We start from the raw sequence: 14,294 nt of genomic DNA on the forward strand, positions 1-14,294 counted from the left end.
TCACCGGGCCGCGCAGATCATCGCGATCACTGCGCGGCCAGAAGCGTGCCCACCTCTCGGAGCCCGTCGAGGTCGTGCACGTCCCCCGGCATGGCGGGAACGCGCGCCACCGGCACCGTGGGGTGCGCGGAGGTGAAGTGATCCTGCTCTCGCTGCTCGCGCGCGGCCAGCTGCATCCGGTCGGCGTGCAGCCGCAGGACCGCCGAGGTCAGCTCGTGCTCGCCGCGCGACTCCAGGTCCTCGGCCGCCGCGGTGCTCCGGGCGGCCGACAGCACCGCCGCGGGCGAGCGGTGGACCCGGTTGATCACCACTCCGGCGAGCGGCATGCGCTCCTCGGCCAGCCGTTCCACGAAGTACGACGCCTCGCGCATCGCGTCCCGTTCGGGCGCGGCGACGACCACGAACGCGGTCCCGGGGGCCTGCAGCAGCTTGTAGGTCTGCTCCGCGCGCGTCCGGAAGCCTCCGAAGACGGCGTCCAGCGCGGACACGAACGTCTGCAGGTCCTTGAGGACCTGCGCGCCCAGCAGCTTGGTCAGGGCCCCGGCGACGAGTCCGAAGCCCGCGTTGAGCAGCTTGAAGGCGCTGCGCCCGCCCGCCTTGGCGGGGGCGGTCAGCATCCGGATGAAGCGGCCGTCCAGGAAGCGGCCGAGCCGTTCCGGCGCGTCCAGGAAGTCCAGCGCGGAGCGGGACGGCGGGGTGTCCACGATGATCAGGTCCCACTCGCCCGACCGGCGGAGCTGGCCGAGCTTCTCCATCGCCATGTACTCCTGCGTGCCGGAGAAGCTGGACGACAACGACTGGTAGAAGGGGTTCGTCAGGATCTGCCGGGCGCGCTCGGGATCGGCGTGCGCTTCGATGATCTCGTCGAAGGTCCGCTTCATGTCGAGCATCATGGCGTACAGCTTGCCCGTGCCGGCGCCCTCGACCCCCTTGATGAGCCGGGGCGTGTTGTCGAGCTCGGACAGGCCCATCGACTGGGCCAGCCGCCGCGCGGGGTCCACGGTCAGGACGACGGCGCAGCGCCCGCGCTCGGCGGCGCGCAGGCCCAGGGCGGCCGCGGTGGTGGTCTTGCCGACGCCGCCCGAGCCGCAGCAGACGATGATCCGGGTACCCGGGTCGTCAATGATCGCGTCGAGGTCGAGAACCGGGACGTTCTTCACCATGCTCCCTGAGTCTGCGGTCCCTGCGGGTGGATCACGCCGCGCCCTGCTCGCGCATGGTCTCGGCCAGTTCGTACAGCCCGGCCAGGTCGACCCCGTCCGACAGCAGCGGCAGCTCGTAGCGGGGGCGGTCGGCGGCGTCGAGCGATGTGCGCTCCTGCCGCTCCAGCTCGGCACGGCGGGCGTGTTCGGTGACCTCCTGGGCCAGGGCCTCGGCCACGGCGGTGCCGGAGCCGCCCTCGGCCAGCCCGGCCGCCTTGAGGCCCAGCGCCAGCTCCGCCGGGTCGAACCGGCCCGCCGCGGCGGCGTCGAGGGCCGCCTCGGGCAGCAGCGAGCCCCTGACCATGTTGATGAAGACCCCGCCCGCCGGCAGGCCGGCCCGCCGGAGCTCGGTGATCCCGTCGAGGGTCTCCTGGACCGGCATCTCCTCCAGGAGCGTGACGAAGTGCACCGCGGTCTCCGGAGAGGCGACGACCCCGCTCACCAGGTCGGCGTGGTTCTTGATGGGGCCGACCCGGGCCAGTCCGGCCACCTCGTTGGTGACGTTCAGGAACCGTACGACCCGGCCGGTCGGCGGGGCGTCCAGCACCACCGCGTCGTAGATCCTCCGGCCGTTCTTGCCCTTGCGGCGGACGGCCTCGGTGGTCTTGCCCGTGACGAGGACGTCGCGGAAGCCCGGGGCGATGGTGGTGGCGAAGTCGACGATGCCCAGCTTGCTCAGGGCGCGGCCGGTCCGGCGCATGCCGTAGAACATCTCGAGGTATTCGAGCATGGCCTCCTCGGGATCGAGGGCCAGCGCGTAGACGTCCCCGCCGCCGGGCGCGACGGCGATCTTCCGTTCCTCGTACGGCAGCGGCGGCAGATCGAAGACCTGGGCGATCCCCTGACGCCCCTCGACCTCGATCAGCAGGACCTTGCGACCTTCCGCGGCGAGCGCGAGGGCGAGTGCGGCGGCCACCGTGGTCTTGCCGGTGCCGCCCTTGCCGGTGACGACGTGGAGCCGTACACCATCCCAGTCGGTATCGCGCGAACTCACGTTTCGAAGGCTACCCAACGGTTAATTGACGATTCGCGGTGGCCGCCGTTTGGGATGAGACTCACATTCCGGCGGAGTGAACGCCGCACCTCGCGGCCGGCGGGACGCGACTCGCACGCGCGCCCCTCACACCGCCACGGAACGGGCGGGGTCCGCTCGCTACGCTGTCTCGCATGACGAAATGGGAGTACTCGACGGTGCCGCTGCTGGTCCACGCGACCAAGCAGATTCTCGACAACTGGGGCCAGGACGGCTGGGAGCTCGTGCAGGTCGTGCCGGGGCCGAACCCCGAGCAGCTGGTGGCCTACCTGAAGCGTCCCAAGGAGTAGGCGAGATGTCTCCCGAGGAGAAGCTGGCCGAGCTCGGTCTGACCCTGCCGGAGGTCGTGACCCCGCTGGCGTCCTACGTCCCGGCCCTGCGCACGGGCGACTACGTCTACACGTCGGGTCAGATCCCGATGGTGGACGGCAAGCTCGCGGCGACCGGCAAGGTCGGCGCCGAGGTGAGCGCCGAGGACGCCCGTGACCTCGCCAGGACGTGCGCGCTCAACGCCCTCGCGGCGGTCGCGTCGGCGGCCGGCGGCCTGTCGAACGTGGTCAGGATCGTCAAGGTCGTCGGCTTCGTGGCCAGCGCGCCCGACTTCACCGGGCATCCGCAGGTCGTCAACGGCGCGAGCGAGCTGCTCGGCGAGGTGTTCGGCGAGGCCGGCAGGCACGCCCGCAGCGCGGTGGGGGTCGCGGTGCTCCCGCTGGACGCGCCGGTCGAGATCGAGCTGATCGCGGAAGTCCGCTGAGGGTGGTCCGGGGCGCGGGCCGTGCCGCGGTGACCGTCCGGGGGCGCTGATCCTCCGGACGCGAGCCGTAGGCGGTGATTGTCCCGGGGGTGAGCTGTGCCACATGATGAACCCTGGAAACCGAGTGACGTTCGGATGTTCGGCGGAAAGGTTCGGATATGGGTGGGATCCCGCTCCCCGGAGAGCTCGGCCTGCGCGCCCGGGACATCCTGGCCGGGCGGGTGGAGCCCGTCCCGGCCCGGGACGCCGCGACCGTGGTCGTCCTGCGTGAGGGCGTCGAGGTCTACCTCCTGCGGAGGAAGGCGAGCATGGCCTTCGCGGCGGGGGCCTACGTCTTCCCCGGCGGTTCGGTGGACCCGCGCGACACCGACCACGCGGTCGCCTGGGCCGGGCCCCCGCCCGCCGAGTGGGGTGAGATCTTCGGCGCCGACGAGAAGACCGGGCGGGGCCTGGTCTGCGCGGCCGTACGGGAGACCTTCGAGGAGTCGGGGGTGCTGCTCGCCGGGCCGTCCCCCGAGTCGGTCGTGGCCGACACCACCGGTGACGACTGGGAGGCCGACCGGCTCGCGCTGATCGACCGGAGCCTGTCCTTCGCCGACTTCCTCGGCAGGCGCGGCCTGGTCCTCCGCTCCGACCTGCTGCGCCCCTGGACGCACTGGATCACTCCCGAGGTCGAGCACAAGCGGTTCGACACGCGCTTCTTCGTCGCGGCGCTCCCGCCCGGCCAGCGCACCCGTGACGTCGGGGGCGAGGCCGACCAGGTGGCCTGGGTACGGCCCGCCGACGCGATCGAGCAGGCCCGGTCCGGTCAGATCTTCCTGATGCCGCCCACCTACCGGACCCTGAGCGAGCTGTCCGCCTACGCCAAGGTGGACGACGTGCTCGGCGCCGCGCGGGAGATCGTCACCTTCATGCCGAGGATCGCGGAGGTGGACGGCGAGATGCACATCGTCCTGGACGACGACTACCGGTACGGCGCGGCGTGAGCGGACTCCGCATCCCCCTGGAGGGGCCGGACGGCGCGGGCACGGCGCACGCGCTCAACCTGCTGGCCCCGAACCCGTCCCCGATGACCCTGGACGGCACCAACACCTGGGTGATCGGCCGGGGAGAGGAGGTGCTGGTCGTCGACCCCGGCCCGGACGACCCCCGGCATCTCGCCCGGGTCGCCGAGCACCTGCGCGACCGCAGGGTCGTCACGATCCTGCTCACCCACGGCCACCACGACCACAGCGGCGGCGCACGGGCGTTCGCCGAGCTGGCCGGGGCCCCGGTGCGGGCGCTGGACCCCCGGCACCGGCTGGGCGGGGAGGGGCTGGGCGACGGCGACGTGGTCGTCGTGGGCGGGCTCGAACTCCACGTGGTGGGCACGCCCGGCCACTCGTTCGACTCGCTCTGCTTCTGGCTGCCGGAGGACCGGGCGATGCTCACCGGGGACACCGTGCTCGGGCGGGGCACCACCGTCATCGCCCCGGACGGCGACCTGGGCGACTATCTGCGCTCCCTGGACCGGCTGCGCGCCGCGGCCGAGCGGGTCGGGGCCGAGGCGCTGCTGCCCGGTCACGGCCCGGTGCTGCCGGACCCGATCGGCGCGCTGGACGGGTATCTCGCGCACCGCAGGCGGCGCCTGGACCAGATCCGGCGGGCGCGCGAGCAGGGCGCCGTCACGCCGAGGGAGATCGTCGAGATCGTCTACGCGGGCGTGGACCGCTCGCTCTGGCCCGCGGCGGAGATGTCGGTCCGGGCCCAGCTGAGCTATCTCGACGGGGTGTGAGGGGGCCGCGGCCCGGAGGGAGGGCTCAGCGGGAGCGGTTGTGCAGGCGCTCGATGTCCATGATGACCACGGCCTTGGCCTCGATGCGCAGCCAGCCGCGCTGGGCGAAGTCGGCCAGGGCCTTGTTCACCGTCTCGCGTGAGGCGCCGACCAGCTGGGCCAGCTCCTCCTGGGTGAGGTCGTGGTGGACGCGGACGCCGTCGTCGATCTTCTGGCCGAAGCGGTCGGCCAGGTCGAGCAGGGCCTTGGCGACCCGGCCGGGGACGTCGGTGAAGACCAGGTCGGCCAGGACGTCGTTGGTGCGGCGCAGCCGCTGGGCCAGGGCGCGCAGCAGGTGGAGGGCGACCTCGGGGCGGCCGGTCAGCCAGGGGCGCAGGTCGTCGTGGCCGAGCCCGGCCAGCTGGACCTCGGTCAGCGCGATGGCGGAGGCCGTACGGGGGCGGGGGTCGAACAGCGACAGCTCGCCGAACATCTCACCGGGACCGAGCACGCTGAGCAGGTTCTCCCGGCCGTCGGGGGCGGTGCGGGAAAGCTTGATCTTGCCCTCGAGGACGACGTAGAGCCGGTCGCCCGTCTCGTTCTCGCTGAAGAGGGTCTGCCCCTTCGACAGCCGGACCTCCGAGACGCTCGTGCGCAGGGCGGCGGCGCTCTCGCGGTCGAGCGCCGCGAAGAGAGGGGCCTTGCCCAGCACGTCTTCGGTGTTCACGGTGCCTCCTTGGTTCACGGCTCGCGCATCGCCGGCCTGCTCGCTGCGCTCGTGGTGCTCCGCGGGCGCCGGATTTCCTCCGTCCCCGGCATCCGCAAGAGCCATTGTGACCCATCCCACCGGCAGACATCGAAGTGGCCCGTGAGAGAGGTCGGCGCGGGGCGGGACGCATAGGCTGTCGGGATGCCCCGTGAAGACAGCCCGGCTGGCGAGTCGAGGCTCGCGCTGGTCCGCCGCGCCCGGCGAATGGACCGGATTCTGGCGGCGACCTACCCCGACGCCCACTGTGAGCTCGACTTCCGCACTCCCCTCGAGTTGCTCGTCGCGACCATTTTGTCCGCCCAGTGCACCGACAAACGGGTCAACATGGTCACCCCCTCGCTTTTTGCGAAATATCAGACAGCGGAGGATTATGCCGGGGCAGACCGCGCCGAGCTCGAAGAGATCATCCGGTCCACCGGCTTCTTCCGCGCCAAGGCCGGCAGCATCATCGGGATGGCGCAGGCCCTGTGCGCGCGCTACGGCGGCGAGGTGCCCGGGAAGCTGAAGGACCTGGTCACGCTGCCCGGCGTCGGACGCAAGACCGCCAACGTCGTGCTGGGCAACGCGTACGGCGTCCCCGGGATCACCGTGGACACCCACTTCCAGCGGCTCGTCAACCGTTTCGGCTGGACCCGCGAGACCGACCCGGTCAAGATCGAGTACGTCGTCGCCGAGCTCATCCCGAGGCGCGACTGGACGATGACGTCCCACCGGCTGATCTGGCACGGCCGCCGCATCTGCCACGCGCGCAAGCCGGCGTGCGGCGCCTGCCCGCTGGCCGCCCTCTGCCCGGCGTACGGCGCCGGCCCCACGGACGCCGCGGAGGCCGCGAAACTGGTGCGCCCCGGCCCGTTCTCGTGACGGCCCGTTCCGGGAAGCACCGGCGGGGATGTCGTGTTGGAGAAGATCGGAGGTGGGACCGTGGAGGTGCCTGGATGGTTGGAGAGGCTGGCCGAGCGGGTCGTGACGGCCCCGGTGCCCCCGGTGATGCGCCCGCCCCGCTCCGGCGGGCGCCCGGCCGCGGTGCTCCTGCTGTTCGGTGAGGGGCCGCTCGGCCCGGACGTGCTGCTGATCCAGCGCAGCTCCCGGGGGCGGCGGCACGCGGGCCAGCCCGCCTTCCCCGGCGGAGGGGTCGATCCCGCCGACGGCGGCCCGGTCGCCGCCGCGCTGCGCGAGGCCGAGGAGGAGACGGGGCTCGACCCGGCGGGCGTTCACGTGATCTGCACCATGCCCGAGCTGTACGTCAGCCGCAGCGACAACCGGGTGACGCCGGTCATCGGCTGGTGGCACACGCCCTCGGCCGTCCACGCGGCCTCGCCCGACGAGGTGGAGGCGGTGGAGCGGGTCCCCATCGCCGAGCTGGTCGACCCGGCCAACCGGCTCCGGCTCCGCCACCCCGGCGGCTACTCGGGACCGGCCTTCCGGGTCCGGGGCCTGCTGGTCTGGGGGTTCACCGCCGGGGTCCTCGACGGAGTGCTCGCCGACGCGGGCTTCGAGCGTCCCTGGGACCGCTCGCGGGTCGAGGACCTCCCGCCCGACGTCGTGAACCTCGCCTCACGAGGGTAGGGAGCGGTCCGGCGTCGCCCTGCCCTCCGAGCCGCTCACCAGGGCCGTGCCCAGGCAGGCCCAGTCGGCCACGTCGTCGTCGGAGTCCCTGGCCAGGCGGCGCAGCGCGGCCATCCCCGCCGGGTCGGGCGGGTCGCCCACGATGTTGGGCAGCGCGTAGGCGGCGCCGTACCGGACGGCCGCGTCGGGATGTTCGGCGAGCACGATCACCGAGGGCAGCGCGCGGGGGTCGCGCAGGTGCCCGAAGGCGATCAGCACCGAGTAGAGCACCATCGGGTCCTCCTCGGCGGCGGCCATGTAGCGCAGCAGCGGCATGCTCCGGTCGGCGAAGCCGAGCCCGCCGAGGATGTCCACCCCGAGCATGCGCTCGGCGGCCGTCTCACCCCCGCACAGCCGCCGCGCCGCGGTGAAGGCCTCCAGACCTCCGTGTTCGTGCAGGCTGGCGATCACCTGCCAGCGGGTCGTTCCGTCATGATCCGGGTCGCGTAGCGCCTTCTCGATCAGCGAGGCGACGGACCCCGGCCCCCCGGTCGTTGCCATACGGTCACGATAACCGGGCGGAGCCCTGAGAACGGGTGCACGCGCGGCGCGGCGGATGGATACCTTTGAGGGGTGAGCGGTGATCTCCTCGACCTGATCCTGATCGGTTTGATGATTGCTTTCGCGGTGTCGGGATACCGTCAGGGATTCATCATCGGCGCCATGAGCTTCATCGGCTTCGTCGGCGGTGTGCTCCTGGGCGTCTTCATCGCGCCCCCGATCGCCGGTGCCGTGATCGACGGCGAGACCGAGCGGGCACTGCTCGCCATCGTGATCGTCTTCCTCACCGCCATCGTCGGGCAGTTCGCGTCCTCGACGATCGGCGCGGTGATCCGCAGCCACGTCACCTGGGAGCCGGCGAAGGTCGTCGACGCGGTCGGCGGCACGTTCGCCAGCGCGCTGGCGGTGCTGATCGTCGCGTGGTTCATCGGCTCGCTGGTCGCCTTCTCCCCGTTCACGTTCGTCAACGAGCACGTCAACAGGTCGGTCCTGCTGGGCGCCGTCGACCATGTGATCCCGCAGGCGGCCAAGGGCATCCAGCAGCCGTTCAAGCAGTTCATCGACACCTCGGGCTTCCCGCAGGTGTTCGAGGGCATCGGGGGCGCCCGTCTCGTCGACGTCCCGCCGCCCGACAAGAGCGTCGCCAAGTCCCCGCAGCTCGACCGGGCCCGCCGGGGCATCGTCAAGGTCCAGGGCGTCGCGACGGGCTGCCGCAGGCACATCGAGGGCACCGGCTTCGTCTACGCCCAGAACAAGATCATGACCAACGCCCACGTGGTCGCCGGGGTCAACCAGGATCTCCAGGTCATCGACTACCGCAACAACGTCCGCCCGGCGAAGGTCGTGCTCTACAACCCCGACCGCGACATCGCGATCCTGCACGTCCCCGGGCTGGGCCTGCCGATCCTCCGGTTCGACGGCACCGCCGAGAAGAACGACGACGCGGTCGTCGCGGGCTTCCCGCACGGGGAGGGCTTCACCCTCAACGAGGCCCGCATCCGGGTGCGACAGCGGGCCGAGGGCCCCGACATCTACGAGAGCAAGACCGTCATCCGCGACATCTACTCGATCCGCGGGCTGGTCCGCCCGGGCAACTCCGGCGGGCCGCTGCTCACCCCCGACGGCAGGGTCTTCGGCGTGGTCTTCGCCGCCGCCCCCGACCAGCGGGAGACCGGCTACGTGCTCACCGCCGCCGAGGTCGCGCCGGACGCCGAGGACGGCGCCCGGCTGTTCAACCGGGTCGACACCCAGGAGTGCGACCACTGACGTCCGCCCGCCCGTCAGGGGCGGAGAAGGTCCCTGATCCTGGCGATCGCCGCCGGCGCGTCCTCGACGTCCAGCTCGCGGGCGGCCAGGGCGAGGGCCTCGTACGGCACGCCGTACGCGCCGATCCTCTCCGCGCCCCGCGCGAGCAGCGCCGCGGCGCCGCGCCGGTTGCCCCGCTGCAGGTGGGTGAGGCCGACGCAGATCTGCGCCAGCCCCTGCCACAGGTCCCGTTCCCGCGCCGGACCGGTCTTCCAGCGGGCCTCCAGCACCTCGTGGGCGTGGAAGGGTCGTTCCTCGCCGAGCAGGCGGCGGGCCTCCGCCAGGGCCTCCTCCGCGTCCGGCGCATAATCGTCGGGGATGCGTTCCACGCCCTCGGCCCCGTGCGGGAGGGGACGCCCGAACGCGTCGCGGGGACGCTGGTTGCGGGCCCTGCCGTCGGGGTCGCGGTCCCGGGTGATCAACGGTCCGGTTCCGCGTCGGTGAGCCAGCTGACCAGCTCGGTGTCGAAGCTCTCGGGGCGCTCCTCGTGCGGGAAGTGCCCGGCGCCCTCGATCAGCCGCCAGCGGTAGGGAGCGGCCACGTAGCGGCCGGACCCCTGGGCGGTCCGCGGCAGGACGCGCCCGTCGAGCGCGCCGTGCAACTGCAGCGTGGGCGTCTCGATCTCGGCGCGCATGACCCTGGCGTACCGCAGCCCGTCCGGGCGGAGCTGGGAGCGGGTGAACCAGCGGTGGTACTCCAGCGCGCAGTGGGAGACGTTGGGGATGGCGAACGCCTCCCGGTAGGTCCGGGACACCTCCGCGTCCGGCCACCCCGGCCCCGACCACTTCTCCAGCAGCCGGCCCACCATGGCGGAGTCGTCGGCGGTCAGGCGGCGTTCGGGCAGGATCGGCAGCTGGAACTCCAGCGTGTGGCCGCTGGCCCGCAGCTGGCCGAACGGGTCGGACAGCAGGGCGGCGCGGAGCCGGAGGGGGTGCGGGGCCGAGACCGGGACCAGGCGCCGGACGACCTTGGGGTCCAGTACGGCCATCGTCCAGGCCACCAGACCGCCCCAGTCGTGGCCGACGACGGTGGCGCCGGTCTCGCCCAGCGCGCGGACCAGGCCGACCGCGTCGGCGGCCAGGGCGGGCAGGTCGTAGCCGCGCGGCGGCTTGTCGCTCGCGCCGTACCCGCGCAGGTCCACGGCGACGGCGCGGTAACCCGCCGCGGGCAGGGAGACGAGCTGGTGGCGCCAGGTCCACCAGAACTGGGGGAACCCGTGCAGCAGCAGCACGAGCGGGCCCTCACCCGCCTCCACGATGTGGAAGCGGGTGCCGCGGGCGTGCACGGAGCGGTGGGTCCACGGGCCCTCGACCCGGACCACGGACTCGTCGGGGCGGCTCACCGGTCCGATCTCACTGACTCTCGGTGCGAACCGAGCTGCCCGGCGGTGTTCGGCGCGGGGACGGCGGGGGTCTCGGCCTCACCGCTCTTGAGGTTCTTGAGCGAGCGGAGCGTCCGCTTCATCCCGGTCAGGCCCTTGAACCGGCGGACGCCGATGATGACCATGGCCACGGCCAGGACCACGTAGAAGAGGGTGACGGCCAGGAAGGCCCAGACCTCCGCCCAGTCGAAGATGGCCACCAGGGCGTAGGCGATGGTGAAGGAGGCGAGGATCAGGCACAGGTGCGCGACGAACGCGGCGGCGGCGAACAGCCCGACTCCCATGCCGACCCGCTTGGCGTCGAACCTGAACTCGGCCTTGGCCAGTTCGAGCTCGGCCCGGATGAGGGCGGAGACGTGGCTGCTGGCCTCGGCGACCAGTGCGCCCAGCGACTCCTGCTGCGGCTCCGCGGCCGGGTTCGTGGCCGGATTCTGCGTCATGAACGGTCTCCTATCGAGCGCGGGTGTCAACATCATCCTGCGCGTTGAGGTGTTTGCGCACGCGCACCCTGAGCAGGATCGCCGCCAGGACGGAGGCGGTGAGGCTGGCCGCGAGCACACCGGTGGTCACCGCGGACGCCCTCTCCGGATCATCGCCGAAGGCGAGGCCGCCGATGAGCAGTGACACGGTGAATCCGATCCCGGCCAGTATCGACACCGCGGCCATGTCCCGCCAGTGCAGATCCTCCGACAGCTTCGCCAGGCCGAGCCGCACGGCCAGCCAGGCCCCGCCGAAGACGCCGAGGAACTTGCCGACGACCAGGCCGGCGATCACGCCGAGGACGACCCGGTCGCCGGCCATCCCGCCCAGGGAACCGGCGTCGAGCACCACCCCGGCCGACAGGAAGGCGAACGCCGGGACGGCGAGGCCCGCGGAGACGGGCCGCAGGCGGTGGTCGGCCAGTTCGGCGGGGGAATTCTCCTCGCCGGGGGCGCTGTGCACGCGGGTCACGAGGCCGAGGGCTACCCCGGCGACGGTCGGGTGAACACCGCTGATCTCCACGAGGTACCAGGCGATGAGGGCCAGCGGCACGTAGATCCACGCTCCCCGGACGCGCCGGGCCTGGAGCAGGCCGTACAGGCCGATGACCGCCGCGCCGGCGGCGAGGGCCAGGACGTCGACGTGCTCGGTGAAGAACACGGCGATGATGGTGATCGCGCCGAGGTCGTCGACCACCGCGCTGGTCAGGAGGAAGGCCCGCAGCGCCGTCGGCATCGCGCTCGCCGTCACGGCCAGGACGGCCAGGGCGAAGGCGATGTCGGTCGCCGTGGGGATGGCCCAGCCCCGGGAGGCCTGCGGCGCCCCCCAGCTCACCGCGAGGTAGACGAGGGCGGGGACGATCATTCCGGCGACGGCGGCGAGGACGGGGAGGGCAGCCTTGCGGAGGTTGGCCAGTTCGCCGTGGATGAACTCTTCCTTGACCTCGATGCCGGCGATGAAGAAGAAGATCGCAAGCAGGCCGTTCTGTGCCCATTTGTAGAGTTCGAGGTCGAGGTGGAGGAACTCCGGGCCCGCGACGGCGGTGCGCAGCGCCTCATAGGAGTCGCCGGCGACGTTGGCCCATATGAGCGCGGCGACCGTGGCCAGCAGCATGACGACGCCGCCGACGGTCTCGGCTCGGAGGGCTTCGCCGAGCTGGCGGGCGTATCGGACGGTGATCGGGAAGGGCCACTTCTCTGCGGCGCGGCGCATGGAGCCTCCAGGAGTACAGAGAGGGCCAGTTCCCCCACTGGCCGACCAGACTTCCCGGCACACCTCCGCGTCAGTTTACCCAAACCGCCCAAAGTGACCTTAGCTGGCTATGTCTCTCCTCCTCCTCCTCCTCGCACTCCCTCCGGACCGCCGCGTTCCCCCTCCTCGTCGTCCCGGGTCCGATCCTCACGGCGCCGGCACGGCGGTGGCCCGGCGCCGCCGCACGGCGCCGGGCCACCGGACCTTCGAGTCAGACGAGGATCAGTCCTCGCTCTTGGCGCTGGGCAGCTTCTCGGAGATGAGGTTCATCACCGTGCTGTCGGCGAGCGTGGTGACGTCGCCGATGCTGCGGTTCTCCGCCACGTCGCGGAGGAGACGCCGCATGATCTTGCCGGAGCGCGTCTTCGGCAGCTCGGGCACCACCAGGATCTGGCGGGGCTTGGCGATCGGGCCGAGCGTCTTGGCCACGTGGGCGCGCAGCTCGGTGGCGATGTCCTCGCTCTCCTCGGCGCTGCCGCGCAGGATGACGAAGGACACGATGGCCTGGCCGGTCACCGGGTCGGTCGCGCCGACCACGGCGGCCTCGGCGACCTTCGGGTGGGAGACGAGGGCCGACTCGACCTCGGTGGTCGAGATGTTGTGGCCGGAGACGAGCATGACGTCGTCGACGCGGCCCAGCAGCCAGATGTCGCCGTCCTCGTCCCTCTTGGAGCCGTCGCCCGCGAAGTACATCCCCTCGAACCGGGACCAGTAGGTGTCGATGTAGCGCTGGTCGTCGCCCCAGATCGTACGGAGCATCGACGGCCACGGGTCGCGGATCGCCAGGAAGCCGCCGCCCCCGTTCGGGACGCTCTCACCCTGGTCGTCGACCACGTCGGCGGTGATGCCGGGCAGCGGGCGCATGGCCGCGCCGGGCTTGCCGCTGGTCACGCCGGGGAGCGGGCTGATCATGATGGCGCCGGTCTCGGTCTGCCACCAGGTGTCCACGACCGGGGTGCGGTTGCCGCCGATGTGCTCGCGGTACCAGACGTAGGCCTCGGGGTTGATCGGCTCGCCGACGCTGCCCAGGATCCGCAGGGACGACATGTCGTACTTGGCGGGGATGTCGTCTCCCCACTTCATGAACGTGCGGATCGCGGTCGGCGCGGTGTAGAGGATCGTGACCTTGTACTTCTGCACGATCTCCCAGAACCGGCCGCGGTGCGGGGTGTCGGGGGTGCCCTCGTAGATGACGCTCGTGGCGCCGTTGGCGAGCGGGCCGTACACGATGTAGGAGTGACCGGTCACCCAGCCGATGTCGGCGGTGCACCAGTAGATGTCGGTCTCCGGCTTGAGGTCGAAGACCGCGTGGTGGGTGTAGGCCGCCTGGGTCAGGTAGCCGCCGGTGGTGTGCAGGATGCCCTTCGGCTTACCGGTGGTGCCGCTGGTATAGAGGATGTAGAGCGGGTGCTCGGCGTCGTGCGGGACCGGGGCGTGCTCCGCGCTCTGGCGCTCCACCAGGTCGTGCCACCAGACGTCCTTGTCGGTCCACCCGACGTCCTGGCCGGTCCGGCGGACCACGAGCACGTGCTCGATGCCCGGGCACTCCTTGACCGCCTCGTCCACGGTCGGCTTGAGCGCGCTCGGCGCGCCGCGGCGGTAGCCGCCGTCGGCGGTGACCACGACCTTGGCGTCGGCGTCCTGGATCCGGCCGCTGAGCGCGCTGGCGGAGAACCCGCCGAAGACCACCGAGTGGATCGCGCCGATGCGGGCGCAGGCGAGCATGGTGACCGGCAGCTCGGGGATCATCGGCATGTAGATCGCGACCCGGTCGCCCTTGCCGACGCCCAGCTCGGTCAGCGCGTTCGCCGCCTTGGAGACCTCTCTCTGGAGGTCGGCGTAGGTGATCGTACGGCTGTCGCCCTCGGGCTCGCCCTCCCAGTGGTAGGCGACCTTGTCGCCGTTCCCGGCCTCGACGTGGCGGTCGACGCAGTTGTAGGCGATGTTCAGCTCTCCGCCGAGGAACCACTTGGCGAAGGGCGGGTTCCACTCCAGGACGGTGTGCCAGCGCCTGGACCAGCTCAGCCGGTCGGCCTGCTTCTCCCAGAAGGCCAGGCGGTCGGCCTCGGCCTCGGCGTAGGCCTGCTCGGTCACGTTCGCGGCGGCGGCGAGCTCGGCGGGAGGAGCGAACCGCCGGGTCTCGTGCAGCAGGTTCGACAGCGTCTCCTGGGTCTCACGCGGTTCGGAACCAGGGGTCTCCGGGGCCACTACGCACTCCTTCTCGTACTGCTCGTCGGCTTCGGCTGTGTCCCACTTCACC

The 14,294-nt window shown here is 71.9% G+C and carries 16 protein-coding genes; 7 read left to right on the plus strand and 9 right to left on the minus strand.

Translation table 11 applies throughout. From position 1 onward, the window contains the following. Positions 1–26 precede the first annotated feature (26 nt). Both bagB and bagA read right to left on the minus strand, forming a co-directional pair. On the minus strand, positions 27–1,163 hold the full coding sequence (gene bagB / locus Plo01_RS33655; RefSeq protein ID WP_203894797.1) for an ATPase BagB: 1,137 nt from the start codon (positions 1,161–1,163) through the stop codon (positions 27–29). A 31-nt stretch (positions 1,164–1,194) separates the two neighbouring features. After that, on the minus strand, positions 1,195–2,196 hold the full coding sequence (gene bagA / locus Plo01_RS33660) for an ATPase BagA (RefSeq protein ID WP_203894798.1): 1,002 nt from the start codon (positions 2,194–2,196) through the stop codon (positions 1,195–1,197). Positions 2,197–2,369: 173 nt separating this feature from the next. On the opposite strand from bagA, the gene sp36 reads away from it, so the two are divergent. The 4 genes from sp36 (at position 2,370) to Plo01_RS33680 (ending at position 4,763) form a co-directional block, all read left to right on the plus strand. Beyond that, a complete protein-coding gene (sp36, locus tag Plo01_RS33665) occupies positions 2,370–2,525 on the plus strand; it encodes a Sp36 family protein (RefSeq protein WP_141703503.1) in 156 nt (51 codons plus the stop codon). 5 nt (positions 2,526–2,530) lie between these two features. Next, positions 2,531–2,989 carry a RidA family protein gene (locus tag Plo01_RS33670; protein WP_203894799.1) on the plus strand — a complete coding sequence of 153 codons (459 nt, stop codon included), beginning with the start codon at positions 2,531–2,533 and terminating at the stop codon, positions 2,987–2,989. 158 nt (positions 2,990–3,147) lie between these two features. Continuing rightward, a complete protein-coding gene (locus tag Plo01_RS33675) occupies positions 3,148–3,975 on the plus strand; it encodes an NUDIX hydrolase (RefSeq protein ID WP_203894800.1) in 828 nt (275 codons plus the stop codon). Next, the gene (locus Plo01_RS33680) at positions 3,972–4,763 is read left to right on the plus strand and encodes an MBL fold metallo-hydrolase (protein ID WP_239317584.1); all 792 of its coding nucleotides are present in this window, start codon (positions 3,972–3,974) and stop codon (positions 4,761–4,763) included. The genes Plo01_RS33675 and Plo01_RS33680 overlap by 4 nt, the downstream gene beginning before the upstream one ends. 25 nt (positions 4,764–4,788) lie before the next feature. Here the strand turns inward: Plo01_RS33680 and Plo01_RS33685 are convergent, their stop codons facing one another. Next, positions 4,789–5,469 carry a Crp/Fnr family transcriptional regulator gene (locus Plo01_RS33685; RefSeq protein WP_203894801.1) on the minus strand — a complete coding sequence of 227 codons (681 nt, stop codon included), beginning with the start codon at positions 5,467–5,469 and terminating at the stop codon, positions 4,789–4,791. A gap of 183 nt (positions 5,470–5,652) precedes the next feature. Here Plo01_RS33685 and nth point away from each other — a divergent pair, with 183 nt between their 5' ends. Next, positions 5,653–6,372 (plus strand): endonuclease III, encoded by a 720-nt coding sequence (gene nth / locus Plo01_RS33690; RefSeq protein WP_203894802.1) that lies wholly within the window; start codon positions 5,653–5,655, stop codon positions 6,370–6,372. Between the two features lie 60 nt (positions 6,373–6,432). Next, positions 6,433–7,077 (plus strand): NUDIX hydrolase, encoded by a 645-nt coding sequence (locus tag Plo01_RS33695; protein WP_239317586.1) that lies wholly within the window; start codon positions 6,433–6,435, stop codon positions 7,075–7,077. Here Plo01_RS33695 and Plo01_RS33700 read toward each other — a convergent pair. Next, positions 7,066–7,617, minus strand: a complete 552-nt coding sequence (locus Plo01_RS33700) for a HEAT repeat domain-containing protein (protein WP_203894803.1) — start codon at positions 7,615–7,617, stop codon at positions 7,066–7,068. The two genes, Plo01_RS33695 and Plo01_RS33700, sit on opposite strands and share 12 nt — an antisense overlap. Positions 7,618–7,689: 72 nt before the next feature. Here Plo01_RS33700 and Plo01_RS33705 point away from each other — a divergent pair, with 72 nt between their 5' ends. After that, positions 7,690–8,883, plus strand: coding sequence for a MarP family serine protease (locus Plo01_RS33705; RefSeq protein WP_203894804.1), 1,194 nt, complete (start codon positions 7,690–7,692; stop codon positions 8,881–8,883). 14 nt (positions 8,884–8,897) lie between these two features. Here the strand turns inward: Plo01_RS33705 and Plo01_RS33710 are convergent, their stop codons facing one another. The 5 genes from Plo01_RS33710 to acs form a co-directional block, all read right to left on the minus strand. Then, a complete protein-coding gene (locus tag Plo01_RS33710) occupies positions 8,898–9,344 on the minus strand; it encodes a DUF309 domain-containing protein (RefSeq protein WP_203894805.1) in 447 nt (148 codons plus the stop codon). Next, complete coding sequence (locus Plo01_RS33715) at positions 9,341–10,264, minus strand: alpha/beta fold hydrolase (RefSeq protein WP_203894806.1); 924 nt, start codon at positions 10,262–10,264, stop codon at positions 9,341–9,343. The genes Plo01_RS33710 and Plo01_RS33715 overlap by 4 nt, the downstream gene beginning before the upstream one ends. Continuing rightward, entirely contained in the window at positions 10,261–10,743 is a 483-nt protein-coding gene (locus tag Plo01_RS33720; RefSeq protein ID WP_203894807.1) for a phage holin family protein, read from the minus strand. The genes Plo01_RS33715 and Plo01_RS33720 overlap by 4 nt, the downstream gene beginning before the upstream one ends. Before the next feature lie 10 nt (positions 10,744–10,753). Then, on the minus strand, positions 10,754–11,995 hold the full coding sequence (gene nhaA, locus Plo01_RS33725) for a Na+/H+ antiporter NhaA (RefSeq protein WP_203894808.1): 1,242 nt from the start codon (positions 11,993–11,995) through the stop codon (positions 10,754–10,756). A gap of 261 nt (positions 11,996–12,256) precedes the next feature. Beyond that, positions 12,257–14,242: an acetate--CoA ligase gene (acs, locus tag Plo01_RS33730; protein ID WP_203894864.1), complete on the minus strand. Its 1,986-nt coding sequence runs from the start codon at positions 14,240–14,242 to the stop codon at positions 12,257–12,259. Positions 14,243–14,294 lie beyond the last annotated feature (52 nt).

It is taken from the genome of Planobispora longispora (genome assembly GCF_016863135.1).
GTDB classification, from domain to species: domain Bacteria; phylum Actinomycetota; class Actinomycetes; order Streptosporangiales; family Streptosporangiaceae; genus Planobispora; species Planobispora longispora.

Coding starts and splice junctions, on each gene's coding strand:
- bagB (WP_203894797.1), bottom strand. CDS start 1,163: ATGGTGAAGAACGTCCCGGTTCTCGACCTCGACGCGATCATTGACGAC.
- sp36 (WP_141703503.1), top strand. CDS start 2,370: ATGACGAAATGGGAGTACTCGACGGTGCCGCTGCTGGTCCACGCGACC.
- Plo01_RS33670 (WP_203894799.1), top strand. CDS start 2,531: ATGTCTCCCGAGGAGAAGCTGGCCGAGCTCGGTCTGACCCTGCCGGAG.
- Plo01_RS33675 (WP_203894800.1), top strand. CDS start 3,148: ATGGGTGGGATCCCGCTCCCCGGAGAGCTCGGCCTGCGCGCCCGGGAC.
- nth (WP_203894802.1), top strand. CDS start 5,653: ATGCCCCGTGAAGACAGCCCGGCTGGCGAGTCGAGGCTCGCGCTGGTC.
- Plo01_RS33700 (WP_203894803.1), bottom strand. CDS start 7,617: ATGGCAACGACCGGGGGGCCGGGGTCCGTCGCCTCGCTGATCGAGAAG.
- Plo01_RS33720 (WP_203894807.1), bottom strand. CDS start 10,743: ATGACGCAGAATCCGGCCACGAACCCGGCCGCGGAGCCGCAGCAGGAG.
- nhaA (WP_203894808.1), bottom strand. CDS start 11,995: ATGCGCCGCGCCGCAGAGAAGTGGCCCTTCCCGATCACCGTCCGATAC.